Raw genomic sequence first — 23,585 nt, 5'->3', positions numbered from 1 at the left:
GGATTAACCAGACCTCAAACCTCCTGCACGATCTTGTCACCTGAGATTGTATGGTTGGAGCGGTTTGTTGGACCTGCGGCGCGAAAGTCGAGGCGGAAGGCGCGTGCTGCGCGGACTGGCCATGGCCGCCCTGGGCTCGGCCGGGCTGGTGGCCTGCGCCACACCGCAACCGCGTCTGGCGATCCACCAGGCTCCGTCGGCGAGACCCTATTCCGGTCCACCGGCGCCCGGTTCGACCACCGGTTTGCGTGGCACCGAAAAGCCGTATCAGATCAAGGGCGTCTGGTACTATCCCAAGGCCGATCCGCGCTATGACGAGCAGGGGATCGGTTCCTGGTACGGTGAGCAGTTTCATAATCGCCGCACCGCCAATGGCGAGATTTTCGACATGGACATGCCGTCGGCGGCGCACAAGACGCTGCCGCTACCGAGCGTCGTCGAGGTCACCAATCTGGACAATGGCCGCAAGATGAAGCTGCGGGTTAATGACCGCGGGCCGTTCGTCGACGGCAGGATCATCGACCTGTCCAAAGCCGCCGCCGAACAGTTGGGCTATGGCCGAGCCGGCGTCGCTCACGTCCGGGTTCGGTACATAGGGCCAGCGGGCAAGACGCCTTTCGATGAGCGTCGAATCATCGCCGCCGCGCCGCCACAGTCTGAATCGCGTTACGCGCCGCCCACCAAGGCCCGGGTCTATGCTGGCGGTCTGCCACCAGCTCAGCCAGCCTACGGCGCGACGCCCCCGCCGAAGACCCCCGATCGGGACTATGCCGCGTCTCTTCCCATGGTCGACGCGCCCCCTGCGCCATCCGCGCCGCCCGCGCCATCCGCGCCGATCGCGACGAGCTATCGCATCCAGGCCGGCTCCTTCGCCAATCTCGACAACGCCGAGCGCGCCGCCGCGCAGCTGAGCGGAGCGGGGCGGGCCTCGATCGAGCCCGTAGAGCGCAGCCAAGGCGTCCTGTACCGCGTGGTTGTCACGGCCGGATCCGACGAGGGCGAGGCCTTCGGCATGCGCGATCGGGTCGCCGCCTTGGGCTTTTCAGACGCGACGGTTCTTCGACCTTAAAGGGGTCTGGACAAGAGGCGCGATCCGGCCGAATTGAAGCCGGTGACCAACGGTGTTTTCATCAGTTTCGAAGGCGGCGAGGGGGCTGGAAAGTCCACCCAGATCCGTCGTCTGGCCGAGCGACTGAAGGCGGACGGCGCCGACGTGGTGCTGACCCGTGAGCCGGGCGGCAGCCCCGGGGCCGAGCAGATTCGCGACCTGATCCTGAACGGCGAGGTCGATCGCTGGTCGCCGATCACCGAGACCCTGCTGATGTACGCTTCGCGTCGTGATCATCTGGAACGGGTGATACGCCCCGCTTTGCAACGCGGAGCGATCGTGCTGTGCGATCGCTTCGCCGACAGCACCCAGGCCTATCAAGGCGCGGGGGGCGACGCGCCGCTCTCGCTGATCAAGGCGCTGGAGGACCATGTCCTGGGCGGCACGCTTCCCGACCTGACCCTGATCTTCGACCTGCCCGCCCAGGCGGGGCTGGAGCGCGCCATGGCGCGAGGCGGCGAGGCGAGGTTCGAGTCCAAGGGCATTGAATTCCATGAACGCCTGGGCGCGGCCTTCCTCGAGATCGCCCGGCGCGAACCGGAGCGCTGCGTGGTCATCGAGGCGGCCGGCGATATCGACGCGGTGTGGACCGATGTCTGGAACGCCGTTTCCACGCGATTGGGTCTCTGAACGTGGACGCGCCGCCGCATCCTCGCGACGTCTTTCGCATCGACGGCGTGGAGAGCGCCGAACTGGCCTTCCTCGACGCCCTGGATCGCGGCCGGCTCCACCATGCCTGGCTGCTGACGGGGCCGGAGGGCGTCGGCAAGGCGACCCTGGCCTATCGCATGGCCCGCCGTCTGTTGGGCGCCAGGCCCGATCCCGCCTTCGGGCCGCTGGGCGCCTCGCCCACCGACGTGGTCAGCCGCCAGGTCGCCGCCCGCTCTCACCCCGACCTGATGGTGCTGGAGCGCGAGACCGACGACGGCAAGGCCCGCAAGTCGATCCCCGTGGACGAGGCGCGCCAATTGCCGGCCTTCTTCGCCAATTCGCCGGCTGTTTCGCCCTACCGGGTGGCGATCATCGACGCGGCCGACGACCTGAACGTCAACGCCGCTAACGCTGTTCTGAAAACGCTCGAGGAACCGCCGGCCAAGGCCGTGATCCTGCTGGTCAGTCATTCGCCGGGTCGGCTGCTGCCCACCATCCGCTCGCGTTGCCGCCGCCTGGTGGTGCCCGCCCCCGACATGGCAAAAGCGGCCGCCATGGTCGAGGAACGGGCGGGGGTCTCGTCACATGACGCCGATCGCCTGGCCCGCATGGCCAAGGGCGCGCCGGGACGAGCCCTGCAGCTGGCCGCTGCGGGAGCCCTGGCCGCCGACGACGCGGCCGGTGAGATCCTGCGCAAGCTGCCGGACCTGGACGAGGGCGCGTTGCTGGCCCTGGCCGACACTTTCAAGGGCGCCGAGGGCGCGGGCCGCTTCGAGTTGCTGTTCGATCGGCTGGGCGACCAGATCCACGCCATGGCCACCGGCATGGCCGGCGAGGGCGTGCCTGCGGGCCTGGACCGCTGGGTGGCCGCTTGGGAGAAGGTCATGCGCGCTCCGGGGGAGGCCGAGGCCATCAACCTCGACCGCGCCGACGTCTTTTGGACCGCGATCATGGACTTGCGCGCCGCCGCCCGAGCGGCGAACTAGCGCCATGCTGATCGACAGTCATGTAAACCTGCACGCCAAACAATACGACGAAGACCGCGACGCGGTGATCGATCGCGCTCGCCTCGCCGGCATCCAACTGATGGTGACGATCTGCGACAAGATCCCGTCCTTCGAAGCCGTTCACGCCATCGCCATGGCCCAGGACGACATCTGGTGCACGGTCGGGGCTCATCCGCACGAGGCCAAGGATCATATCGACCTGACGACCGAGCGCCTGGTCGAACTGGCGGGGCGACCCAAGGTGATCGGCATCGGCGAGACCGGCCTCGACTTCCACTATGATTTCAGCCCGCGCGACGTGCAGGCCCTCGTGTTTCGCGCCCATGTGGAGGCGGCGCGCCAGACCGGCCTGCCGCTGGTGGTTCACACCCGCGAAGCCGACGAACTCATGGGCGACATCCTTGAGGAGGAACACGCTCGCGGACCGTTCAAGATCCTGATGCATTGCTATACCAGCGGGGCGGACCTCGCGAAACGGATGGCGGCCTTGGGAGCGTGGTTCTCGGTTTCGGGTATCGCCACCTTCAAGCAGGCCCAAGACGTGCGGGACATCGTCGCCGACATGCCGGAAGGCAAGATCATTCTTGAGACCGACTGTCCCTACCTGGCGCCCGTGCCGATGCGTGGTCGGCGCAATGAGCCCGCTTACCTGCCTCATGTCCTCGACAAGCTGGCCGAAATCCGTGGCTGGAGCCGGGCGGAAGCCGAGCAACGCACCGAGGACGCCTTCTTCGCATTGTTTGACCGGATTCCTCGCCCATGACCGCAAGGCTGGAGTTCACGATCCTGGGCTCCGGCTCGTCCGGCGGCGTGCCACGCGCGGACGGCAACTGGGGTGATTGCGATCCGGCCGAGCCTAAGAACCTGCGGACGCGTTGTTCGATGCTGGTCCGCCGGCCAGGCGGGCAGGGCGCTACCGAGGACACAACCGTGGTGGTCGATACCGCGCCGGATTTCCGGTTGCAGGCGGTGAGGGCGGGGGTCAAGCGGGTGGACGCTTGCCTGTTCACCCATGACCACGCCGACCAGGCCCATGGCATTGACGACCTGCGGCCCTTCTTCCTCAACCAGCGACGGCGAGTGCCGACGCATATGGACGAGGCCACCTCGATCAGCCTGCACAAACGCTTCGACTACATCTTCGAAAGTCGCGGAGGTTATCCCGCCATCTGCGAGGCGAGACCCGTGCCGTCTTTCGGTGAGGCCTGGTCCATTGAAGGTCCGAGCGGGGCGATCCCGGTGACGACCTTCGATGTCGATCATGGCGAGATACGGGCCGTTGGCTACCGGTTTGGCGGCGTGGCCTATACGCCCGACGTGCTCGACATCCCCGACGAAAGCTGGTGGGCGCTGGCGGATCTGGACGTCTGGATCGTCGACGCCCTACGCTGGACTCCGCATCCTACTCACGCCCACGTGGCCAAGGCGCTGGACTGGATCGCACGCGCCAAGCCGCGTCGCGCCATCCTGACCAATCTTCACATCGATCTGGATTTCAACGCCCTGGCGGCGAAACTTCCGCCTGGCGTTGAGCCGGCCTATGACGGGTTGCGGTTCGAGGTCTGAGAGCCGTCGGGTCCTGAATCAGTCCGAGCCCTTGTCACCCGCCGCGAGCGCTTGAATACCGGCCGGCGTGATCACCCATCCGGCCCCGGTCCGCTCGGCCAGGCCCAACTCGGTCAAGGCGCGCGCGTCGGCGATATTGATCCAGTCGACATGCTCCCCCGCCTTTTTGCGAGAAAGGTTCGCCAAGGCGGTGAATTGGCCTGAAGACAGCGTCATTCTACTCCCCGCCTGACAGTTGACCATGAGCGGCGACGACGCGACGGCCGCTGACGCGTTCAAGCTCCTGATGCATTCGCAGGATCTGGCCGCCAAGGCTGGTGACGTCATCTTGGAATTGGGCGTTGCGGCGTTTGAGGTCGTCGTTTTCTCGGCGGATGATCTGCGCGTCATCGTCGGTCATAGGTCAGCGCCGCTTGTGTCGATCATGGGGGTGTGTCGAATCACCGCGCGAAGCAGCATCGCCCGCCGCGGTGTCAGGTCCGCAGCTTTCAGCTCCAGCCGAGCGCCCTCGACGATCTGGCCCTTGTGGCGATTGCCCAGGAAGAACGCCTCCGCCCGGATTTCCCGCGCGGACACCTTCTGCCTTCCGATGGACTCCAGCAACGCGCTCCAGGGCGTCATCCGCGGACCACATGCTCTGTCGCTCGCGGCCGTGGAAGGTCGGACATGACGTCCTTTCAGGCCAGCGATCCCGCGAAACGCGGGGCGAACACTGACGTCACCTTCTATAACGCGATCCTACCCCAATAGCTTCCGACGGTTTCACCGGGTAGGCGCCGCGCCTCCTGAAGCCGCCCGCAGCCGGCCAGGAAATTCGTCGGGCTCGCCGGGTAGCGCGCCGCCAGCGCCTTGACCGTGTCGTCCAACGTTCGGTCGCCATAGGCCGCAGCAACGGCCGTGAATAGCAGCAGGGCTTCGGGCGCGGCCTCTTCGGGCTTCAACTCGGGATAGGGAAAGCTGGCCTCGCGGCCCACTTAGGGCGCCCAGGAAACTGAACGCCGCGCGCGGGCCACGGCCGTCCTCGGTTTGATAGCGCCACAGATCAAGGTCCACGCAGCGGCCGAACTGCGCCGTGCCAACCAGCGCCTCCAGCGCGAAGCGAAGCCGGCCAACGGCGCGCCATAAGCAGGTTGCGGCCGTGAAAACCCAGGCCATTCCTCTGGCCTGAGCCCGGTCGACGATCGCAGGGATTTTATCGCGCCGGACCTAGGGTTTAACCCCATGGCGGCCAGTCTTGGTCAACGGCAATCTGGAATGGCTCGCGGTCGAGGCGTCACCCCCGATAGCCCTTGACGGCCGTGGTTTGCTCATCCCCCAAGAGCCGAGCCACGGTGGCGGGTCGAGAGCCGATCGGCGTGTCCCGACGCATGCCCGGTCGGCTCTCTCTACCGCTAATCATCGGTCACGCTGAAGATAAGGTGCTCGGACCCCATGGCCGGGCCCGGCTCGCTGTGCGCCGTTGCATCCAGGCATCTCGATGAAGCGAGGTTGGCCTTCGATGCATCGGGGGGGGGCAGCGGCGCAGCCAGTCGCTAGAGCATTTCCCGACCTGACTGCGTCAGGCCGTGAGCTCTAATCTTCTGTTTTGACGCATTTTTCTTCACGCGAACCGGAACCACTTCGCTCGAAAAATGCTCTAGACCTCGATCAGCCTGTTGCGAATGGCGTAGCGCACGATGTCGGCGAGCGAATGCGCGCCCAATTTGCGCATGATGTTTCCGCGGTGGCTCTCGACCGTCTTGACGCTGATGTCCAGCATCGAGGCGATCACCTTGTTGCTGCGGGATTCCGCTAGCAGCTGAACGATCAGCAGCTCGCGCGTCGTCAGCGCCTCCGAGCCCTCAATGACCCCGCCAAGGCCGTGTCCTCTAGGGGATGGATAGCTGCGCAGAACAGCGGCGGTTATGCCGGGACAGAAGTAGGGCTTGTGGTTCAATAGGGACGCCACGGCGGCGATGATGTTTTCCGTCGACGCCGACTTCAGTACGAACCCTCGCGCGCCGGCGCTCAGCACTTCGCGAACCAGTTGCTCGCTGTCATGCATCGTGAAGATGAGCAATTCGGTGTGGGTCTTCAGCTTCCGGACGTCTCGCGCAACGATGACGCCGCTCAGATCCGGCATGCTGATGTCCAGGATCATGACGTCGGGCGTTAGTTCCTTGGCCATCCGCACCGCGTCTCGGCCATTTGAGGCCTCACCGCAGATCGTCCACCCTGGCTGGGACTCGAGCGCCTCGCGCAAACCCGCCCTGACGATGGAATGATCGTCGGCCAGCAAGATTGTGGGCGAACTTGTCGATAGCATCGAAAACTCTCGGTGGAATAGTGATGACGCGCGTTAATTCTCTACTTTCGTTTGAAATAGATGGTGAATTCGCCGCGCAAGGTTGCAACAAGCTGCAGCATTGAGATTAGGAATCGCTTGGGGGCACATATTGGTAGGTGCAAAAGGCGTTCGATCTGGCGGGTCTCGCGGGAGACCCTTCTGTTCACCGGCGGCTTGCTGCTGCTGATCGGCTCGTTTCAAGATCTTGTCGAGTGTCCTGGCGCCGCACGCAGCACTCGCGCCACCGCCCGCGCCGCTGGCCGAACGACCGGTCGGCATCGTGATTTCCCCCTTGCAGCGGCGACCGCCTATCGCGAGCGCCCCCGGGCCGAGACGTGCCACAAGGCCACAAGGGTGTCGCCATCCACCACATGATAGGTGTCGTAGAGGTTTACGGTGGGATCGCAGTGCGGCGCGCCCAGGATCACCCGGTCGCCCAAGGCGGGCGCCGCTTGGCCTGAGGGTGGCAGGATCGCCCCGTGCTCGTCGCCCATGAAAAAATAGCGCGAGCCTTCCGGCGCGCCGCCCAGCACTTTTGGCGGTTCGGCGTCGGTCGACATGGCCTTGAAGCCCGCATCGACAGTGGCCATGCCGGGGGTGTTGGCGCTGACCACTCGGGCGTCGATCAGCAGCGACGCCTCGTAGGGACTGGCGTCCGCGCCGTCGCCGGCGATGTCGCAGATCAGGTACTGGCCGTCCATGAACACGTAGGAGCCGACCTGGAACTCGGTGAAGATTCCAAGCTCGGCGTCGATGCGGTGTGAACCCGTACCCGAGCCAGATACGATGGGCGGCGGGCCTCCAGCGGCGGTCAAGGCTTCGATCACCGAGCGGATATAGGCGCCGCGGTCCTCCAGGTTGGCCTTGCGGTCGGCGAAACTTTCGATGTGCTGCTGCATGCCGCAATAGCATTGCAGCCCGGCATAGATCAGTCCGGGCTGGCCGCCGATGGCCTCCAACAGCGCGACCGCGGCCTCGGGCGAGGCGACGCCGGTGCGGTGGATGCCCGGATCCAGATCGATCATGACCTTCAGCGGCTTCCCGGCCGCGGCGGCGGCCAGGCCGAGCGCCGCGATATTGGCAGGGTGATCGGTAACGACCATCAGGTCGGTCGTCACGGCGTTGAGGGCGATCAGGCGCGCGATGGCCAGGGTTGAAACCACGGGCGAGGTGATCAGCAGGCCGTTCGTCACCCCGCCTTCGGCAAGGGCCTCGGCCTCGCCGATCTTGGCGCAGCACAGGCCCACGGCGCCGGCCGCAAGTTGCAGCTTGGCGATGTCGACGCTCTTGTGGGTCTTGGCGTGGGGACGCAGCTTCAGACCCTTGCCAGCGGCAAACTCGGCCATGCGGGCGATATTGCGTTCCAAGGCAGGCTTGTCGATCACCAGCACCGGCGTGTTGAGATCACGACGCGAGCCTTGGGCGCCGATCAGGTGGGCGTGCAGGTCGTGGTCGGTCATGGCGCGGTTCCGATCAGAGGCCGAAAAATTCGGTCAGGTGTGTATTGGCGAACTTGCCGGTCGGGTCCCAGGTCTTGCGCGCGGCCAGGAAATCGGCGGCGCGCGGATAAAGCCTGTGGACCTCGGCGGCGGTCAGCGTGTGTCGCTTGGCCCAGTGTGGTCAGCCCGCGCCGTCGCGCAGCACCGCCTCCATCTCGGCGAAGGCTGGCCGCCAGGGCGGCTTGGCGTATTGATGGAACGAGATCGAGGCGCAGGTCCAGCGTTGAACGGGCTTATCCAGATGTCGTCACCAGCCGCGAGGCGAAACTCGAACGGAAAGCTGATCGGCAATCTGCGCTTGCGGATGTGATCGATGGACGGCATCCACCACGATCTGCGAAGAAACCCAAGGGCGCTCGAGGGCGTAAGGGGAGGGTAGGCATACCTCCTGGGCATAGTCGGGAATATATTCCTAACACCCTAGCGCGCCCGGGATTGTCCGCCTTGCCGACCAGTGAAGATAGGACAATATTCCTAACGATCCACTTTGCATACCTAGAATATAGTCCTATGGTCGACACCGACAGTCGGGCGCTAGAAGAGATTAAAATTACTCCCGAGATGATCGAGGCGGGGGCTGACGTCGTATGGCGGGCTCTCGGCGACATCATGCCTTTCGGGAGTGAGACTGGCGGAGCGACGGCAGTCGTGGTCTTTCTGGCCATGTTGCCTCTATCACCGTTAGAGCGGTGACCATGGCGTCGGCGTAGAGCGCCAGCGCTCGCGCGGTCTCGGCATACCAAGTGAACTCCTTGTGCAGGTTCTTTTGGCTTAGCTTCGAGGCTCGTGGGTTTCCTAAGAAATAGGCCGGGCCTACCTCAATCGCCTGCGAAAGATTGCCGTCCCTATCCTCAAAAATACCCACCCCCAATTCGCATGGGGCATGCAGGGCGTCGTTGCGCCGTTCCGCAAGCGTTCCCGATACATAGTCGGTCAGCCATTTGATTTCGGCCTTGGCCTTAGGTCGTATCTCCCAAACGTCCTCTTTGTTGGCGCGCAGTGCAGCTAGCAGCATTCCGCGCTGCCCTCGGTCGCTTTGCACGGAGTACCAGACGGCCATTCCCACTTGATTGTTGATGGCGGCGGCTATGCTGAACAGGACGCCCAAGCGCTCATGCAGCAGATTCCAGTAGTAAGCGACCTCGCCTACGACGCTAGTGTGCCTAGCGAAGGCGCGCTCTATGGCCTCCTGGGCGCTCATCTTTTCGCCCGCGTCCGCACTCATGCTAGCCTCCTGACATGAAAGACGATCAGCACCTAGAAGACGAAACCGCGCGCCGCCGTGACAGGTGGTCAAGCGTATGCTCGACACCCCGCCACAGCCTAAGGTGAGTCCCAAGAAGCGGAAGCCTTCCGCCGACGCTTCCGCGCCTGCCGCAAAGCCTGAAACCTAAACGTAGGCTTCGTCAGCTTGTCGGTACGTCAGGCGCTTGCCGATCGTACCTTTGGTCGCAGCGTCCGTCCGTTCCCCATCGTTGAAGCCCAGCAGGGCGCCGGTGTTGTGGCGGAACCCAAACTCAGTGACGTAAAGGTTCAGGTGCTTCTCAGAGCAGCGCTGATACACGCGACCGCGACGTGAAAGACCTTGGCTCGACGCTGGCTGAGCATCCGCTTCAGGGCGTCGGTGCTGGGATGAGCCGCGTGCCAGCCCTGGACGATCCAGGCTCGGGGCCGCAGCGCTCGCACGACATCCGCCCCCGAGGCGTCGTACATGCCGTGATGCCCCGCGACGGCGACCTCGACCGGGCCCGCGACTTGGGCGGCGGGGGTCTCGGCGTCGCGCAAAGGCGGGGCGCCGTCGAAGGTGGCGAAAGCGTGAGAATCATTGTTTGTCTACGCGCCTAAGTAATATTATCAGAAATAATGCCATGACTCCTAGCCACCGAATTTGAGGTTTCCAAGGCAAACCGCCGGCTTTCACGACGTTCCCGCTTGAGAATGTCCCAACGTACTGACGTGACTCCATAATCCATGAGAATCTCAGTCTCAGATTTTGGAGTCAGAACCCGGACCAATTGGAGTCAGTTGCGGAGTTTGGAGTCAGCCACCCCCGCGCGCCCAAAGGTTTTCGCATTCTCAGGGTTTGGAGTCTTTTGACACGCTCTCACTAACGGAATGAAAATCCCAGACGCTCTCCAGCAGCATGGTGCGGGTCACCAGCCGGCTGGCGTGGCGCATCAGATATTCCAGCAGCTGAAATTCCCGCTTCAGATAGGCGGCGGCTTTCTTGTCGTCCTCGGCCAGCAACAGCTTCATGCGATCAACCTGCCTCTATTCCCGCGGAGAGGAAGGGCAAATCGCCTAGGAGGCGTCACCAATCGCCTAGCCGCTCGCCCGAGAAGACTGCGGCTTTGCGCGCTCTCAGCGTGGCTTTCGCGTCGTTCAAATAGTCACGAGTCATCGGAACGGCGTCTTGCCGGCGGGCGAGCTGCACCTGGAACACCACGACCTGTTCGTAGCGAAAGGCTGTCTCCGACATCGCCAGATAGTACTCCCACATCCGACAGAAGCGCTCGTCGAACATCGCCACCGCCTCGTCGCGGCGGACCATGAAGGCCTCCCGCCAGGCCCGCAAAGTCTCGGCGTAGTGCAGCCGCAGCACCTCGATGTCGGTGACCACCAGGCCCGACCGCTCGACCGCCTTGAGGATATCCGACAGCGACGGCAGATGGCCGCCCGGGAAAATGTAGCGGGTGATCCATGGATTGGTGACGCTGGGCTCGTCCGAGCAACCGATGGTGTGCAACAGCATCACGCCGTCATCGGTCAGGCGCTCGCGGCAGGTTCGGAAGAAGGTCTCGTAGTTTCCCAGGCCGACATGCTCGAACATCCCGACCGAGACGATGCGGTCGAACCGGCCCTCGACCGCGCGGTAGTCGGTCAGGGCGAAGCGGGCCCGGTCCGCCAGCCCTGACGCCCGGGCCCGAGCTTCGGCACGCGCGATCTGTTCCTCGGACAGGGTGACGCCCAACACCTCCGCCACACGCGCGACGCCGGACAGATAGAGCGCCAGGCCGCCCCAGCCGCACCCGATGTCCAGCACCCGATGGTCCGGTTTCAGCAGCAGCTTGGCGGCGATATGGCGCTTCTTGGCCCGCTGGGCGTCGGCCAGGCTCTGGCCCGGATGCTCGAAATAGGCGCAGGAATATTGCCAGTCCGGATCCAGGAACAGGGCGTAGAACGCGTCGCCCAGGTCGTAGTGATGAGCGACATTGCGGCGCGATCGACGCGGATCATTGCGCTGGCGCCAGAGCTGGGTCGCGATGCGAAGGCGGTCTAACGCCCGGACGATCGGCGATGGGTTTGGCGGGCCGTCATTGTCGAGGATCAGGCTGAGGAAGTCGTAGATCGAGCCGTGCTCCATCACCAGCCGACCGTCGGTGAACAGCTCGCCGGTCCGCATGTCGGGGTCTAGCAGCAGGATCCAGACAGCAAGGTTGTCGATCAGGCGGGCGATGATCGGCTCGCCTGCGCCATCGCCGAACACCAGGCGCTCGCCGGAAGGTGCGATCAGCGTCAGGGCGCCGCGCGGGACCAGCGGCGTCAGCGCCTTGCCCAGCGCCCAGGCCGCCAGGCTCACGAGGCCAGGCTCGTGAGCGCTGTGACAGCCCGATCCCGCCTGACCGGAAGGCGGGCGAAGATCTCCGCGCCTGTTGCCGCAAAGCGCGCCTGGCCAAACCGGTCCAGCACTCGTGAGCGCGCGACCTCGCCCATCGTCGCCAGCTTGTCCGGCGCAAGCAGCAAGCGCTTCAAACCCTTGGCCAAGTCCTCGCTATCGCAGGGCGCGACGACCCGTCCCGTCAGCCCGTCCACGACGCTGTAGGGCATCTCGCCCACGGCGGTGACCAAGGCCGGCAGGCCGGTTTGCATCGCCTCGTGCACCGCGATGCACAGGCCCTCGCGCCGCGAGGGTTGCAGATAAAGATGCAGTCCGCTCAGGAACTCGCGCGGCGTGTCGCAAAAGCCGGTTAGGAACACATTGTCCAGGCCCGCCTGGTCAATCATGGCCTGCAGCCGTTCTCGCTGCGCGCCCTCCCCGGCGATGCGAACCTTGAACGGTGTCGGCGAGCGAAAGCCGGTCGCGCGCAGGTGCGCCAGGGCCTTGATCAGCACGTCGTAGCCCTTGGCGGGGTGCAAACGGCCGAGCGCGCCCAACTGAAGCGTCTCGCCTGGCCGCCAGGGCGTCGCCTGTGGCGCGCTCGCATCGGCGGCGAACAGCGGCCAGGTCGCGAGGCGATCGGCCTTCACATTCAATCGCGAGGCGGTCAGGGTCGTGACGCTCTGAGAGTCTCCGATCCACAATCCCGAAAGTCCCTGGGTCGCGCGCAGCAGCAGCCGATTAGCGGGCTTCAGGAAGGCGTTATGCTGCCAGCTGACGACGGGCACGCGGCGGCGCAGCCCGACGATCTGACCCAGCAAGGTGGCGCGGGTCAGCGAGGTCCAGATCAGGTCTGGCTGTTCCTCGGCGACGATGCGGTCGAGCCAAGCCAGGGCGTCGACCTGATCGCGCTCGCCGCCCTGCCTGACATGGACCTTGAGCCCCTGGCGGGTCATCGGCGGCAGAGCTCGGCCGTCACGTTGCGTCAGGGCGAGAATCTCAACGTCCGCGCCCTGGTCGGCCAAAACCTTGGCCACGGCCGGAACCGGGAGGGCCGCTCCGCCGCCCTCAAGGGAGTTGATCACGTAGAAGATGCGCATCAAAACGCCCCTGTTCCGATGCGCGCCGGCTCGTGTTCAACAACCGCCGATCCGATCGGCAGATCGAGCCAGGCCTGCCCCGCGAACCGCGCAACGGCGCGCGCCGCGCGCTCGGACGAGGGTTCGTCGGTTAGGTCGAAACTCTCGTCGAAGAGGGCCTCCTGGACCGGCCGCCAGACGGTCTCATGCTCCTGACGGGACTTGGTCATGGCTGCGCCCAGATCGGCGACATCCTCGATCACCGGACCCGCGCGCCAATGACCGAAGTTGGGGTCGCCGGTCCAGGCGAAACGGTGGCTATCGAGGAAGACGCACGGCCGGGGCTTGAGCAGGAACTCGTAGACCTGGCTGCTGGCGTCGCCGAGATAGAGATCGGCGCGCTGTGTGTAGGCCATGGTCGTCGAGGCCCGGCTGCCCAGGTCGATATGGATGTTGGGTGCGCGCAGGTAGCGCTCCTCGATCCGGCCGGCGCGGTCGAGCCGCAGCTTGTCGATCGTCGCCACGAACGGTCGCTCGAACAGCATGACGTGGGGGGCGAAGACCAGGTTGTGGTCATCGTGCTCGACGAACCAGTCCAGCACCTGGCGACCGGCCTCGTACCAGGACGACAGGTGTGGTGAGACGTGAGGGTTGTACAGCGCAACGGGCCGGCCGTCGTCGAGCAGCGGATGGGTCGACGCCTTCGCGGGCAGCAGGTCGAACTTGGGGTAGCCGACGATCGAGATCCTGGTCGGATCGACGCCGGTCTCATGGACCAACCGGTCGCGGATCTTGCGGCCGGAGACCAGCACATGGTCGAACCCGGCGCTGGCCTTGTCGAAACCGATGGCGCGATCGCCGGCCCCATGGCGGGTGTGGACGATCTTCAGGTCGCGAAGGCCATAGCGGGTCTTGAGGATCAGCGAGGTCTTCTCGGCGACCACCAGCACGTCGAGCGACCGAAAGAAGTCGAGGTTGTCGCTGTAGACCAGCAGTTTGGTCGCTGGCAGCACCGCCTCGGTCGTGGCGGCCAGCAGCCTGGACGTACGCCGGGTCAGGCCCAGCTCGACCAGGTCCACGCCGTGGCCGATCAGGCCCCCGCCCAACCGGATCACTTCGGCGGTTAGGCGGCGATTGGTGGTGGCCACCACGATGTCCAGGTCAGTGCCGCCGCGCGCCAAGGCCAAGGCGATCGGCAGGCTGTGGGCGATCTGATGGACCTGATCGTGGTTGAAGAGGAATCCAATGCGCATAATCCAACGACGCCAGGCCCAGGAAAACCCCTCACCGATTTTTCAACCGCAGCACGGGCTGGTCAGGCCGCTCGGCGTGGCAAGCTTGAGGGAGGCGAGACGCGGGCCTTGAGACGGTCCATCAGCGCGCCGAGCGTTGCGCAGTCGGCGCCGACGAGGTCGTCGATCTCGACATGGAAATGGTCCTCGATCTCGACCAGCACCGCCATATAGGCCTCCAGCGGCAGGCCCAGGTCGCAGATCCGGGTCGGGCGCTGCAGACCGTAGCGGCCAGTCTTGCTGGAGATCAGGTTGGCGATGTCGTCGTCTGTCAGGAAGGCGTGGGCGAAAAGGGCGTCGGTCATGGCGCGATGCTCCCGTGGAGGTCTGGCCCAATGACGCCGCACGCCCTACCGCCCCTCACCGATTTACGCGTCGCTCACGCCAGCATCCTGCCGTCTTCCATGCACAGGACCTGATCGGCCAGGTCAGCGAGCCGAGAGTCGTGGGTCACGCACACCACCGTGGCGCCGCTGGCGTGCGCCTCGGCGCGGAGGAGAGCGGCGATCTGCCGTCCGTTCTCGGAGTCCAGGGCCGAAGTCGGCTCGTCGGCGAAGATCAAGGCGGGCCGCTTGGCCAAGGCGCGGGCGATGGCGACACGCTGCTTTTCGCCACCCGACATCTCGCCGGGTCGATTGGACATCCGCCGCTCCAGACCGACCGCCGCCAGGGCCTGGGCGGCCCGTGACCTCGCCTCCCGCGCCGGTACGCCCAGTCGCCGCAGCACAATCTCGACCTGTTCGCTGGCGGTCAGGGCGGGCAGCAGATGGAAGCCCTGAAAGATGAAACCGGAATGGGCCAACCGAAAGCGGTCGCGCTGGTCGCCGCTCATCGGCGTCAAGGCGCTGCCCAGGGCCTCGACCGATCCCGCATCGGGGCTCAGCAGTCCGGAAAGAATCGCCAGCAGGGTCGACTTCCCCGATCCCGATGGGCCGGTGATCATCACCATCTCGCCGGACCTCAGGCTCAGACTGACGGGGTGCAAGGCATCAACACGCTGGACACCTTCGCCGTAGTGTTTCCGCACCGCTCCGGCGCGCAGCGACACCGTCATGTCGCTTGGCCGCCCAAGGTCAACAGCAGATCGACATAGGCCCGGGCCCGGGCGGCCTGGGCGTTGGTCAGCGCCACATCCGCGTCCACGGCGCGCGCCTCCAGCGTGGCCAGGGCGACCCCGTCCATGTCGCCGTCCTGATGCCGCGTCTGGCCCGCTCCGAACCCCGCGACCGCCTGGGTCCAGGCCTTCCTCGCTAGATGCTCGGCTGCGCTGGCGTCCTGCAGCGTGGCCAGATCCAATCGCGATTGGCCCCAGGCCTCGCCGACCGCCTTGCGATAGGCCAGTTCGGCCAACGCCGCTTCAGCCTCGGTGCCGCGCTTGCGAGCCTTGGCCGCGCCGCCGTCCAGCAACTCGTGAGACAGCCCACCGGCGACCGCCCAAGCCAAGGCTCGGACGTCCAGCAGATAGAGTAGGTCGGGATCGCCCGACCCGATCCCGGCAGTCAGCATGAAGCGGGGTCGCGACGCGGCGACGGCTTCGGCCCGACGCGCGTCGGCGGATTGCAGTCGGGCGAACGCGGCCTGGATGTCAGGACGCGCCAGCACGGCCTCGGACGAGATCGTGTGAACTGACGGGGTGACCGGGATTTCGTCGCCCGCATAGGCCGGCTCGTCGATGGGCGCCTCTTGCCCGAGCAACAGCCCCAGTCGCAGACAATCGGCCTCGACGATGTGACCGGCGACTTCAACCTCGGCGCGCGCCTGGGCCTGAGCCGAGCGGGCGGTCGTCAGGTCTCCGTCCGTGGCTGAACCCTCCAACGTCCGGTGGCGGATCAGATCCGCAGTCCGTTGGACCAGGGTCGCCTTGAGCTCGGCGGCGATCCGGTACTCCTGGTCGGCACGCAGGGTCACATAAAACCTGGCCACTTCCGCCAGCACCAGCCGGCGCGCGGCCGCGGCGTCCTGCAGGGCGGCGGTCTCATCGGATCTGGCCGCATCCAGGCCCCGCTTGAGCCGGTGGAAGAGGTCGACCTCGTAGCTGCCGAGCACCGGGGCGCCGACCCCGGAGGTGCTCGACGAGAAATCGGCGCCGCCGATCGCGGCCTCGGCGCCGATCGTCAGGTGCGGCCGACGCCCGGCCTGGGCCAGGTCGACATCGGCGCGGGCCTTCTCCAGCCGCGCCAGGGCCATGCGAATATCCAACGAGCCCAGTTCGGTGCGGATCAGCAGATCCGCCAGAACGGGATCGGCGAGATCTGGAGACCAGGGCCGCTCCAATTGTGCCGAGGCCACAGGCGCATCCATCCCACCCCTTGCCGCCGCGAACGCCATCGCGGGTGTTGCGACCAAGGCGGCGGCCAGATGCCCGATCATTGTCCTATCCTCGCCAGCACGCGCTGGCCCAGTCGCAAGGTGTTTGGCTCTTCGATGGACAGGATCAGGCGCAGCACCCGACCGTCGGCGCGTCCGCCCGGCTGGTCGTCCAGGGCCGCAGCCTCGAACGCTGGCGAAATCCTCACGACCCGCGCCTTGAAGACACGCCCGCCGCCGCTCGCATCGGTGACCCAAGCGCTGGCCCCGGGGCTGATCCGTCCGACGAAGGCTTCGTCGAGCTCGGCGCGGATGATCCGGGGGCCGTCTGGGGCCAGAACGAACAGCGGCGTACCGGAGGCGGCGACCGCAGCCGCGCCCACCGCTGCTGTTCGGCGCAGAACCAGGCCCGACATGGGCGCGCGGACGGTGCGGACGGTCCGTTCCAGCTCGGCCAGGCGCTGGCGGGTTCGCGCCACGTCCACGGCGCGGGCCGCCTCCTCGCTCTGGGCCAAGGTCAACGTCGCCGCCTGCCTGGCCTGCTCGGCCTCGTGCTCTGAAACGGCGTCCGCCGAGGCCAGGCGCGCAAGGCGCGCGGCTTCGGCCTGGGCGGCGGACGACCTGGCCTGGGCGCCGCGCCAAGCGGCTTCTCCCTGCGCGGTCTCCGCCGCGGCTTGGGCCGCCAGCAGGACGCTGCGGTCGGTGTCGAGCTGGGCCAGCACCGCCCCGCGATCGACGTGTGCGCCCTCCTCGACATTGACCTTGGCGATCAGGCCGTCACGCGGCGCGGCGATGGGGATCAAGCCCCCTTCGATGGCGACCACGCCGCGGGCCACGGCCGCAGCCGCTGGACGGTTTTGGGCGTGAGCGGCGTCAGGTCCCCGCTGGCAAGCGGTTAGCAACGCGCCTGTCGCCAGCAGGATCGGTAAAAGGACGCGGCCGGACGGCGCGTGGCGAAGGACCATGAAAAACCTCATAGAAGCAACGCGGCGGGATCGGCCCGCGCGACACGGCGCAGCGCCCAGAGACCGGAACCGAAGGCGACCAGCGCCACCAGACCGATCGCGCCCGCGACCATCGGCGCGGTCATCACCAGGGGCGTAGATGACGCAGTCGCCACCGCCGCCAGGATCGCGGCCAGGACGCCGGCCAGAAGCACGCCGGCCGCCGCGATCCAGGCGGTCTGGGCCAGGACGATGACGCGCAGGGCGCCGATGGTGAACCCCAGGGCCCGCAAGGCCGCGTAGTCCTTGAGAGAGGCGGCCACGGCGGCCGCCAAGGTCTGGCTGGTGACGATCACCGCCACCAGAATGGCCACGGCGCTGCCGAACACGAAGGCTACGCCGGCTCCTGACTCGCTCAGCCAGTAGCGGACGCTGCGATCGGCGAAGGCCTGGCGGGTCATCGACTCGAAGCCCCGCTGGCGTCCCACCTCGCGCAGATCGGCGACAGCCGCGGCGGCCTGGGTAGGATCGTTGAGCCGGGCGGTGAAATAGGCCGCGCCCTCCCCGTCACCAAGGGCGGGATCCAGCCGATGGGCCGTGGCGGCCGAGGCGATGACATTGACACCGCCCAAGGCGCGCAGCCCCTCGGTGACCCCGACGATCCGCACCCGCCGGCCGTTGATCTCGGCGAGACCCCCGACGCTCGTCTCCAGCTTGCCCAGGTCGGCGCGATCCACCAGCACCGCGTCCGGCTCGGCCAGGGCGGCGCGCAGGTCGGTCGACAGGACGTCGGACAGCACCATCGCGCCAGGCATAGGGTCCAGGCCGACAATGTAGACATTGACCATGCCGTGCCGGCCGGTGCGCCATTCGCCCGAGCCCCAATAGAAGGGCTCGACCTGGGCGATGCGCGGGTCGGCGCGGAGGAAGAGCTCGGTGGCCCCGCCGATCGGCCGGCCCAGATCGATGCTCTGCACGCCCGGAAATCCAACCCACAGGTCAGCCGAGGACTTGGTCACGTAGACGCTGGCCAGAGAGAACACGCCCAGGATCAATCCGGCCTGCAGCAGCACCAGAAGGCCGGAAAAGCCCACCGCCACGGCCGCCGGCGCGAAACGACGCCACTCGAACAACAGGGTCTTGAGCGCGATGGAGGTCATGCGTCGGCTTCCGACGCGGCCAACTCGACCGTCTTGGCGCCGCGGCCGATCAGCAGGACGCCGAGCAGGATCGCCAGGCTGCCGACCACCTGCAGCCCGCTGATAGGCTCATGAAAGACCACCGCGCTGGCGGCGATGATCAGCACATAGCTGACAGCCGACAACGGGAACGCCGCGCTGAGCGGCATCTCCGCCAACACCGTCATCCAGGCCGCGAAGGCGGCGATCTCCAGCGCCACCAACAGCCGAACGCTGGGCATGCGCGCGGCGGCGGCCAACCACGCCAGATCGAACCGCGCGTGCGCCAGTTGGTTGGCCGAGGTCTTGGCGGTGATCTGGTAGGCCAGACTGATGATCGGCAGGATGGCGAACAGGATGGCCGGCGCGAAACGGCGGCGCGGCTTGTGGATCGCGATGGTCATGCGGCCAAGCCTTCGAGCGCGTCGCCCATGAGCAGCGGCGCCAGCAGGCGTAGCGCGCCGTTGACCAGCCCATTGCGATGCTTGAAATACATGGCCACGGGGGTCAGCCGACTGCCCAGTCGCAGCTTGTCGCCCAGATTGGCCTGGCCGCTTTGATAGCGCTTCAAGCCAAGCTCGAGGCAGCGCTCCAGATTGAAGAACCAGCTGAGAAAATAGAGGTTGTGGGCGCGGCCGCGTGCGGCCTCCATGCAGAAGAACTTGTCGAGCAGGACCTCGCCGTCTTCGAGCAGCAGGTTGAAGGCTAACAGGTCATCCTCGACATAGTAGAGGGCGAACACCGCCCGGCCGGGCATGCGCTCGGCCACGGCCTTGAAGAAGCCCGGCGTCAGGGTCTCCAGCTGCGCGTCGGCCCGGGCAAGGGTCTGGCGATAGAGCGCCATGGCCCGAGGCAGGTCCGCGCCTAGCTCCACGCGCAGTTCGATCCGCACCTTGCCGCGCGACCTCAGCTTGCGGCGCATGTCGCGACGAGCGCCGCTGGACAGCCGCGCCAGATAGGTTTCGAGATCGGCGAAATCGATGGCGAGATCGGCGATCGCCTGCCCGGGCACGGCGCTGTAGCCGGTCGACGCCATGGCGCTTGACCACAGGTCGGCCTGCGCGGGATCGGCGTCCTTGACGCCCATCAACGAACACCCGGCCCTCGCCGCGTCCTGCTCGAAGGCCGAGATCAGGGCCTTGAGGACGGCGAGACGATCGGCTTCGGATAGTCCCGCCGCGAAACCGACGGTCGCGGTCTCCGCGCAAGGTGATCCCAGGCAGGCCAGCCTTGGCGTCATTACGCCCGGCGCGAGCCGACGGATCTGTTCGGCCACCTTGCGACCGCCCCCTTCGAAGGTGGTCTCGAGCCGATAGTCGGTGATGAAGGCCGGCGCTGCGCCGACCAGACGTCCGTCGCGCTGAACCAGGACATAGCGCCAGCCAAACCCCTCCAGCGCCGCGCTCTCGACCGCCCGCAGATAGTCGAAGCCTTCCAGCGCGCCGCCGAACAGGGCGTCCCAGCTGGCGCGCGGCAGGTCGTCCAGGCTAGTGAGGACACGGGTCTCAAACATGCGATCGCCGTCCCAACACCGGGTCGCCCTGGGGCTCGACGGCGCCGAAGAAGCTGGCGGTCATGGCCGCGACCACGTCGCGCTCCTGGTCGACGTGGATCATGTGGTAGCTGTCTTCCAGCAGATGCAGCCGCGTGGGCCCGCCCAAGGCGCTCTGCAGCCGGTAGGCGTTGCGCGGATGGCTCATGTCGTCGTCGCGCGCGTGCAGGATCAGGGTCGGGGTCGTGATCGCCTTGCCCATCCGCTCCAGATGCCGGCCCAGGCGATACATCTGGAACAGCGCCCCGAGCGGCAGGCGGTCGATCGCGCCCTCGATCAGGCTGTCCGGCGCGCGTTGGGCCAGGCTGCGCAAGCGTTCGTCCTTCAGACCGAACGGATGGGTCTCAGCCCAGGCCAACCGGCGCACGCCAGGGAGGTTGGCGGCCAGTTGGATCACTGGCGCGGCGACGGCGAAGCGCGGCATGTTCCAGCCGTCATATTCGAAGGTCATCGAATAGACCGCTGCGGCGCGGATGGCGGGGCGCTCGGCGGCCAACATCAGGCCCAGGGCTCCGCCGACGCAGATACCGGCCACGTGCACCGTATCGACCTCTGCGGCGAAAGCGTCATAAGAGCGGCACAGGCCATCCAGCCAGTCGCGCCATGTGGTCTTGAGCAGGGTGGCCTCGTCGACGCCGTGTCCGACCAGCAAGGGCGCGGCGACCTCGAAACCACGACGCGCCAGGCGCTTGGCCAGGGGTTTCATCTCGGCCGGCGCGCCGGTTAGGCCGTGGACCAGCAGGACGCCGTGGCCGGACTTGCCCGCCAGTCTGAGCGGTTGAACGGTCATAGCCCCGACAGCCCCACGAAGGTGACGCCGACGGCGACCAGGGCGGCGCCCGCGATCTGCATCGGGGCCAGGCGCTCCTTGAGGATCAGGGTCCCGGCCAGGGGCACGCCGGCATAGGTCAGGGTCATGATCGGGAAGGCCAGACCCAGCGGCGTGTGCTGCAGCACCAGCAGCCAGGCGATCATCTCGACGAACCAGAAGACGATCCCCAGCCACAGCACCGGCTGCAGGGCCAGGGCGGCGAGGTAGGCCGGCTTGCCCTCGGCGCCGTCGGACGCGGCCTTGAAGCTGAGTTCGCGGCCGATCTCGGTGACGATACAAAAGGCGAGCAGGCCCGCGCTGGCGGCGGTCAGGGTCGAGCTCACGACGCGAGCTCCGAAAACAACGACAGCAGCCGCAGGTTCGCCGCCTCGTTGGTCCGCGCCAGGTCCCCCGGAACGCGCCCGCGCGGCTGGTCGAGGAAGGCCTCGCCGCGTTTGAGCAGGTTCGACAGCAGGTCCGGGCCATAGCGCGGCGCGGACCAGTCTCCGACCACGTCGGCCCCGATCACGCGCGCCCGGCCCGCCACCGCGCGGATCAGACGCTCCAAGCCATCCAAGCTCAACTCGCCTTGATCCCAGTTGGTGACGGCGTCATCGGCGCGCAGCACGTCCTTGTCGATGGTGATGTAGACGGTCTGGGTCGTGATCCTGGACACCAGCAGTTCGAGGAAACCGCCCTCGCCCATCGCCGCCATGGATGGCCAGCCCTGGTCGCCGATCCGCAGGACCGGGCCGCCATCCGGGGCGCGCCAGGGGTAGAGCTCGACCCGACCTTCGGCAACCAGATCAAGATCCGCGCGCTTGGTTTCGGGACGGTCGATGTCGCCACTGCAGACGCCCACGGTGATCACCTTGGTCACGCCCGGCAGCCGCGCCGCGCGTCCGACCCAAGACCCGCAGTGAAGGCCGTTCTCGAACCGCACCCAGTCGGGGTGGTTGTCGAAGTGGACGACGGTCACGGGTCCGGCCTGCGCCCTCTCAATGGCCCGCTCGATCAGCAGCGGCGTGACGTGATGGAAGTCCCCCGAGCCGGCGAACACCATCTCGGGTCCTGGCCCGATCGGTTGCTCGCGCAGGCGATCGGCGAGCGCCGCCAAGGCCCGGGGGCGGCTCCACAGGCGTAGAGCCGGCCCCAAATCACGCGCTTCGATCGCCCGCCCGCCCGCCTGGCCAAGCAAGGCGGGTTGCTCGCCCAAGGCGCCATCCAGGTTCAGGAATACGGGACGCATGCGTTGATCAGTCGACGCAGCGACGGAGGATTGCGTCGAGCAGCTTCAGGCCCAGGTCGATTTCGCCCTTGCTGATCTCCAGCGACGGGGCCAGCGTGATGACGTTCTTGTGGTAGCCGCCGACGTCGAGGATCAAGCCGTAGCGCTTGCCGTCGACCTCGATGTCGCCCTTCATCCCTTCGGCTTCCATGCGGTTGAGCAGGGCCTTGTTGGGGGTGAAGCCGTCGGCCTCGCAGATCTCAGCGCGCAAGGCCAGGCCCAGGCCGTCCACGTCGCCGATCTGCGGCCAGCGCTTTTGCAGGTCCTTCAGGCCCTCCAGGAAGTAGGCGCCCTTCTCCAGGACCTTGGCGCCGTAATCGACCTCCGAGGTCATCCGAAGGACTTCCAGCGCCACGGCCGTGCCCATTGGGTTGGAGTTGAACGTCGAATGGGTCGAGCCCGGAGGGAAGATTTCTGGATTGATCAGCTCTTCGCGAGCCCAGACGCCCGACAGCGGGTTGAGGCCGTTGGTCAAGGCCTTGCCGAACACCAGCACGTCGGGCTGCACGCCGAAGTGCTCGATCGACCACAGCTTGCCGGTCCTCCACATGCCCATCTGGATCTCATCGACCACCAGCAGGATGCCGTGCTGATCGAGAACCTTCTTCAGCTCGATGAAGAAGTTGGGCGGCGGGATCACATAGCCGCCGGTGCCCTGGATCGGCTCGATATAGAAGGCGGCGAATTCGGCCTGGCCGGTCTTGGTGTCGAGCACGCCGTTATATTCAGTCTCGAACAGGCGGGCGAACTTGGCCACGCAGGCCTCGCCGTACTCTTCCTTGCTCATGCCCCTGGGGCCACGGAAGTGATACGGAAATTCGATGAACTGGGCGCGGTCGCTGAGGTGACCGAAGCGCCGGCGATAGCGGTAGGACGAGGTGATCGCCGAGGCGCCCAGGGTGCGGCCGTGATAGCCGCCCTCGAAGGCGAACATCAACTGTTTGCCATTGCTGGCGTTGCGCACCAGCTTGAGCGAGTCCTCGACCGCCTGGGCGCCGCCGACATTGAAGTGGACCCGGCCCTTGCGGCCGAACTTCTTCTCGGCGTCCTGGGCGATCATCGCCGCCAGCTCGACCTTCTCGCGATGCAGGTACTGGCTGGCGACCTGCGGCAGGGTGTCGAGCTGACGGTGGGCGACGGCGTTCAAGCGCGGGTTGCGGTAGCCGAAATTGACGGCCGAGTACCACATCTGCAGATCAAGAAACTGGCGCCCCTGAGCGTCGTACATGAACGAGCCTTCGCATCCGTCGAAGAACTTCGGCTCCGGCAGATAGTGCACGGTGTCGCCGTAGGAGCAGTACTGGGCCTCAAGTTCGCGCAAGGCGGCTTCGTCTAGGACTTCGGGGGTCTGTTCAGCATCGTACATGGGATAAACTCCG

General features: G+C 66.4%; 28 protein-coding genes and 1 pseudogene. 5 read left to right on the top strand and 24 right to left on the bottom strand.

Annotated features, from left to right (window positions below):
* The first annotated feature begins 103 nt into the window (after positions 1–103).
* From ACP7AG_RS01725 to ACP7AG_RS01705, 5 genes are read left to right on the top strand one after another with little or no spacing between them, the layout of a single operon-like run.
* The gene (locus ACP7AG_RS01725; RefSeq protein ID WP_426029572.1) at positions 104–1,069 is read left to right on the top strand and encodes a septal ring lytic transglycosylase RlpA family protein; all 966 of its coding nucleotides are present in this window, start codon (positions 104–106) and stop codon (positions 1,067–1,069) included.
* A 42-nt stretch (positions 1,070–1,111) separates the two neighbouring features.
* Entirely contained in the window at positions 1,112–1,738 is a 627-nt protein-coding gene (gene tmk, locus ACP7AG_RS01720; RefSeq protein WP_426011458.1) for a dTMP kinase, read from the top strand.
* A 2-nt stretch (positions 1,739–1,740) separates the two neighbouring features.
* On the top strand, positions 1,741–2,745 hold the full coding sequence (locus ACP7AG_RS01715) for a DNA polymerase III subunit delta' (protein ID WP_426029571.1): 1,005 nt from the start codon (positions 1,741–1,743) through the stop codon (positions 2,743–2,745).
* A gap of 4 nt (positions 2,746–2,749) precedes the next feature.
* Positions 2,750–3,529, top strand: coding sequence for a TatD family hydrolase (locus tag ACP7AG_RS01710; protein ID WP_426029570.1), 780 nt, complete (start codon positions 2,750–2,752; stop codon positions 3,527–3,529).
* The gene (locus tag ACP7AG_RS01705) at positions 3,526–4,332 is read left to right on the top strand and encodes an MBL fold metallo-hydrolase (protein ID WP_426011461.1); all 807 of its coding nucleotides are present in this window, start codon (positions 3,526–3,528) and stop codon (positions 4,330–4,332) included. The genes ACP7AG_RS01710 and ACP7AG_RS01705 overlap by 4 nt, the downstream gene beginning before the upstream one ends.
* 18 nt (positions 4,333–4,350) lie before the next feature.
* On the opposite strand, the gene ACP7AG_RS01700 is transcribed toward ACP7AG_RS01705, so the two are convergent.
* The 24 genes and pseudogenes from ACP7AG_RS01700 to ACP7AG_RS01585 all read right to left on the bottom strand — a co-directional run bounded on the left by ACP7AG_RS01700 (position 4,351) and on the right by ACP7AG_RS01585 (position 23,572).
* A complete protein-coding gene (locus tag ACP7AG_RS01700; RefSeq protein WP_426029569.1) occupies positions 4,351–4,548 on the bottom strand; it encodes a hypothetical protein in 198 nt (65 codons plus the stop codon).
* Position 4,549: 1 nt separating this feature from the next.
* On the bottom strand, positions 4,550–4,732 hold the full coding sequence (locus ACP7AG_RS01695) for a hypothetical protein (protein WP_426029568.1): 183 nt from the start codon (positions 4,730–4,732) through the stop codon (positions 4,550–4,552).
* Positions 4,729–4,935: a hypothetical protein gene (locus ACP7AG_RS01690; RefSeq protein WP_426029567.1), complete on the bottom strand. Its 207-nt coding sequence runs from the start codon at positions 4,933–4,935 to the stop codon at positions 4,729–4,731. Before ACP7AG_RS01690 ends, ACP7AG_RS01695 begins: the two co-directional genes overlap by 4 nt.
* Positions 4,936–5,057: 122 nt before the next feature.
* Positions 5,058–5,306 carry a hypothetical protein gene (locus tag ACP7AG_RS01685; protein WP_426029566.1) on the bottom strand — a complete coding sequence of 83 codons (249 nt, stop codon included), beginning with the start codon at positions 5,304–5,306 and terminating at the stop codon, positions 5,058–5,060.
* A gap of 662 nt (positions 5,307–5,968) precedes the next feature.
* A complete protein-coding gene (locus ACP7AG_RS01680; RefSeq protein ID WP_426029565.1) occupies positions 5,969–6,637 on the bottom strand; it encodes a response regulator in 669 nt (222 codons plus the stop codon).
* Between the two features lie 329 nt (positions 6,638–6,966).
* Entirely contained in the window at positions 6,967–8,118 is a 1,152-nt protein-coding gene (locus tag ACP7AG_RS01675; protein WP_426029564.1) for a DSD1 family PLP-dependent enzyme, read from the bottom strand.
* A gap of 13 nt (positions 8,119–8,131) precedes the next feature.
* Positions 8,132–8,254 (bottom strand): hypothetical protein, encoded by a 123-nt coding sequence (locus ACP7AG_RS01670; RefSeq protein WP_426029686.1) that lies wholly within the window; start codon positions 8,252–8,254, stop codon positions 8,132–8,134.
* Positions 8,255–8,764: 510 nt separating this feature from the next.
* Positions 8,765–9,382 (bottom strand): hypothetical protein, encoded by a 618-nt coding sequence (locus tag ACP7AG_RS01665; protein WP_426029563.1) that lies wholly within the window; start codon positions 9,380–9,382, stop codon positions 8,765–8,767.
* Positions 9,383–9,690: 308 nt separating this feature from the next.
* Positions 9,691–9,942: a hypothetical protein gene (locus ACP7AG_RS01660; RefSeq protein WP_426011470.1), complete on the bottom strand. Its 252-nt coding sequence runs from the start codon at positions 9,940–9,942 to the stop codon at positions 9,691–9,693.
* Between the two features lie 330 nt (positions 9,943–10,272).
* Positions 10,273–10,362: pseudogene (locus ACP7AG_RS01655) on the bottom strand (winged helix-turn-helix domain-containing protein); the annotation flags it as partial.
* 106 nt (positions 10,363–10,468) lie between these two features.
* Positions 10,469–11,737 carry a class I SAM-dependent methyltransferase gene (locus ACP7AG_RS01650; protein ID WP_426029562.1) on the bottom strand — a complete coding sequence of 423 codons (1,269 nt, stop codon included), beginning with the start codon at positions 11,735–11,737 and terminating at the stop codon, positions 10,469–10,471.
* Positions 11,734–12,855: a glycosyltransferase family 4 protein gene (locus ACP7AG_RS01645; protein WP_426029561.1), complete on the bottom strand. Its 1,122-nt coding sequence runs from the start codon at positions 12,853–12,855 to the stop codon at positions 11,734–11,736. Before ACP7AG_RS01645 ends, ACP7AG_RS01650 begins: the two co-directional genes overlap by 4 nt.
* A complete protein-coding gene (locus ACP7AG_RS01640) occupies positions 12,855–14,087 on the bottom strand; it encodes a hypothetical protein (protein WP_426029560.1) in 1,233 nt (410 codons plus the stop codon). Before ACP7AG_RS01640 ends, ACP7AG_RS01645 begins: the two co-directional genes overlap by 1 nt.
* 62 nt (positions 14,088–14,149) lie before the next feature.
* The gene (locus ACP7AG_RS01635) at positions 14,150–14,431 is read right to left on the bottom strand and encodes a hypothetical protein (protein WP_426011474.1); all 282 of its coding nucleotides are present in this window, start codon (positions 14,429–14,431) and stop codon (positions 14,150–14,152) included.
* A gap of 74 nt (positions 14,432–14,505) precedes the next feature.
* A complete protein-coding gene (locus ACP7AG_RS01630) occupies positions 14,506–15,180 on the bottom strand; it encodes an ABC transporter ATP-binding protein (protein ID WP_426029559.1) in 675 nt (224 codons plus the stop codon).
* Complete coding sequence (locus tag ACP7AG_RS01625) at positions 15,177–16,496, bottom strand: TolC family protein (protein WP_426029558.1); 1,320 nt, start codon at positions 16,494–16,496, stop codon at positions 15,177–15,179. Before ACP7AG_RS01625 ends, ACP7AG_RS01630 begins: the two co-directional genes overlap by 4 nt.
* A complete protein-coding gene (locus ACP7AG_RS01620) occupies positions 16,493–17,398 on the bottom strand; it encodes an HlyD family secretion protein (RefSeq protein WP_426029557.1) in 906 nt (301 codons plus the stop codon). The genes ACP7AG_RS01625 and ACP7AG_RS01620 overlap by 4 nt, the downstream gene beginning before the upstream one ends.
* 8 nt (positions 17,399–17,406) lie before the next feature.
* Positions 17,407–18,537 (bottom strand): ABC transporter permease, encoded by a 1,131-nt coding sequence (locus ACP7AG_RS01615; RefSeq protein ID WP_426029556.1) that lies wholly within the window; start codon positions 18,535–18,537, stop codon positions 17,407–17,409.
* Complete coding sequence (locus ACP7AG_RS01610; RefSeq protein WP_426029555.1) at positions 18,534–18,959, bottom strand: hypothetical protein; 426 nt, start codon at positions 18,957–18,959, stop codon at positions 18,534–18,536. The genes ACP7AG_RS01615 and ACP7AG_RS01610 overlap by 4 nt, the downstream gene beginning before the upstream one ends.
* Positions 18,956–20,068 carry a GNAT family N-acetyltransferase gene (locus ACP7AG_RS01605; RefSeq protein WP_426029554.1) on the bottom strand — a complete coding sequence of 371 codons (1,113 nt, stop codon included), beginning with the start codon at positions 20,066–20,068 and terminating at the stop codon, positions 18,956–18,958. Before ACP7AG_RS01605 ends, ACP7AG_RS01610 begins: the two co-directional genes overlap by 4 nt.
* On the bottom strand, positions 20,061–20,897 hold the full coding sequence (locus tag ACP7AG_RS01600) for an alpha/beta hydrolase (protein WP_426011480.1): 837 nt from the start codon (positions 20,895–20,897) through the stop codon (positions 20,061–20,063). Before ACP7AG_RS01600 ends, ACP7AG_RS01605 begins: the two co-directional genes overlap by 8 nt.
* A complete protein-coding gene (locus ACP7AG_RS01595; RefSeq protein WP_426029553.1) occupies positions 20,894–21,262 on the bottom strand; it encodes a permease in 369 nt (122 codons plus the stop codon). The genes ACP7AG_RS01600 and ACP7AG_RS01595 overlap by 4 nt, the downstream gene beginning before the upstream one ends.
* A complete protein-coding gene (locus tag ACP7AG_RS01590) occupies positions 21,259–22,167 on the bottom strand; it encodes a hypothetical protein (protein WP_426029552.1) in 909 nt (302 codons plus the stop codon). The genes ACP7AG_RS01595 and ACP7AG_RS01590 overlap by 4 nt, the downstream gene beginning before the upstream one ends.
* A gap of 7 nt (positions 22,168–22,174) precedes the next feature.
* The gene (locus ACP7AG_RS01585; protein WP_426029551.1) at positions 22,175–23,572 is read right to left on the bottom strand and encodes an aspartate aminotransferase family protein; all 1,398 of its coding nucleotides are present in this window, start codon (positions 23,570–23,572) and stop codon (positions 22,175–22,177) included.
* Between the last annotated feature and the right edge of the window lie 13 nt (positions 23,573–23,585).

Origin of the sequence: Caulobacter sp. DWP3-1-3b2, assembly GCF_049896325.1 — a bacterium.
GTDB lineage: Bacteria > Pseudomonadota > Alphaproteobacteria > Caulobacterales > Caulobacteraceae > Caulobacter.
The sequence above is the reverse complement of the archived record's forward strand: the minus strand, read 5'-3'. Positions and strand labels throughout refer to the sequence as shown.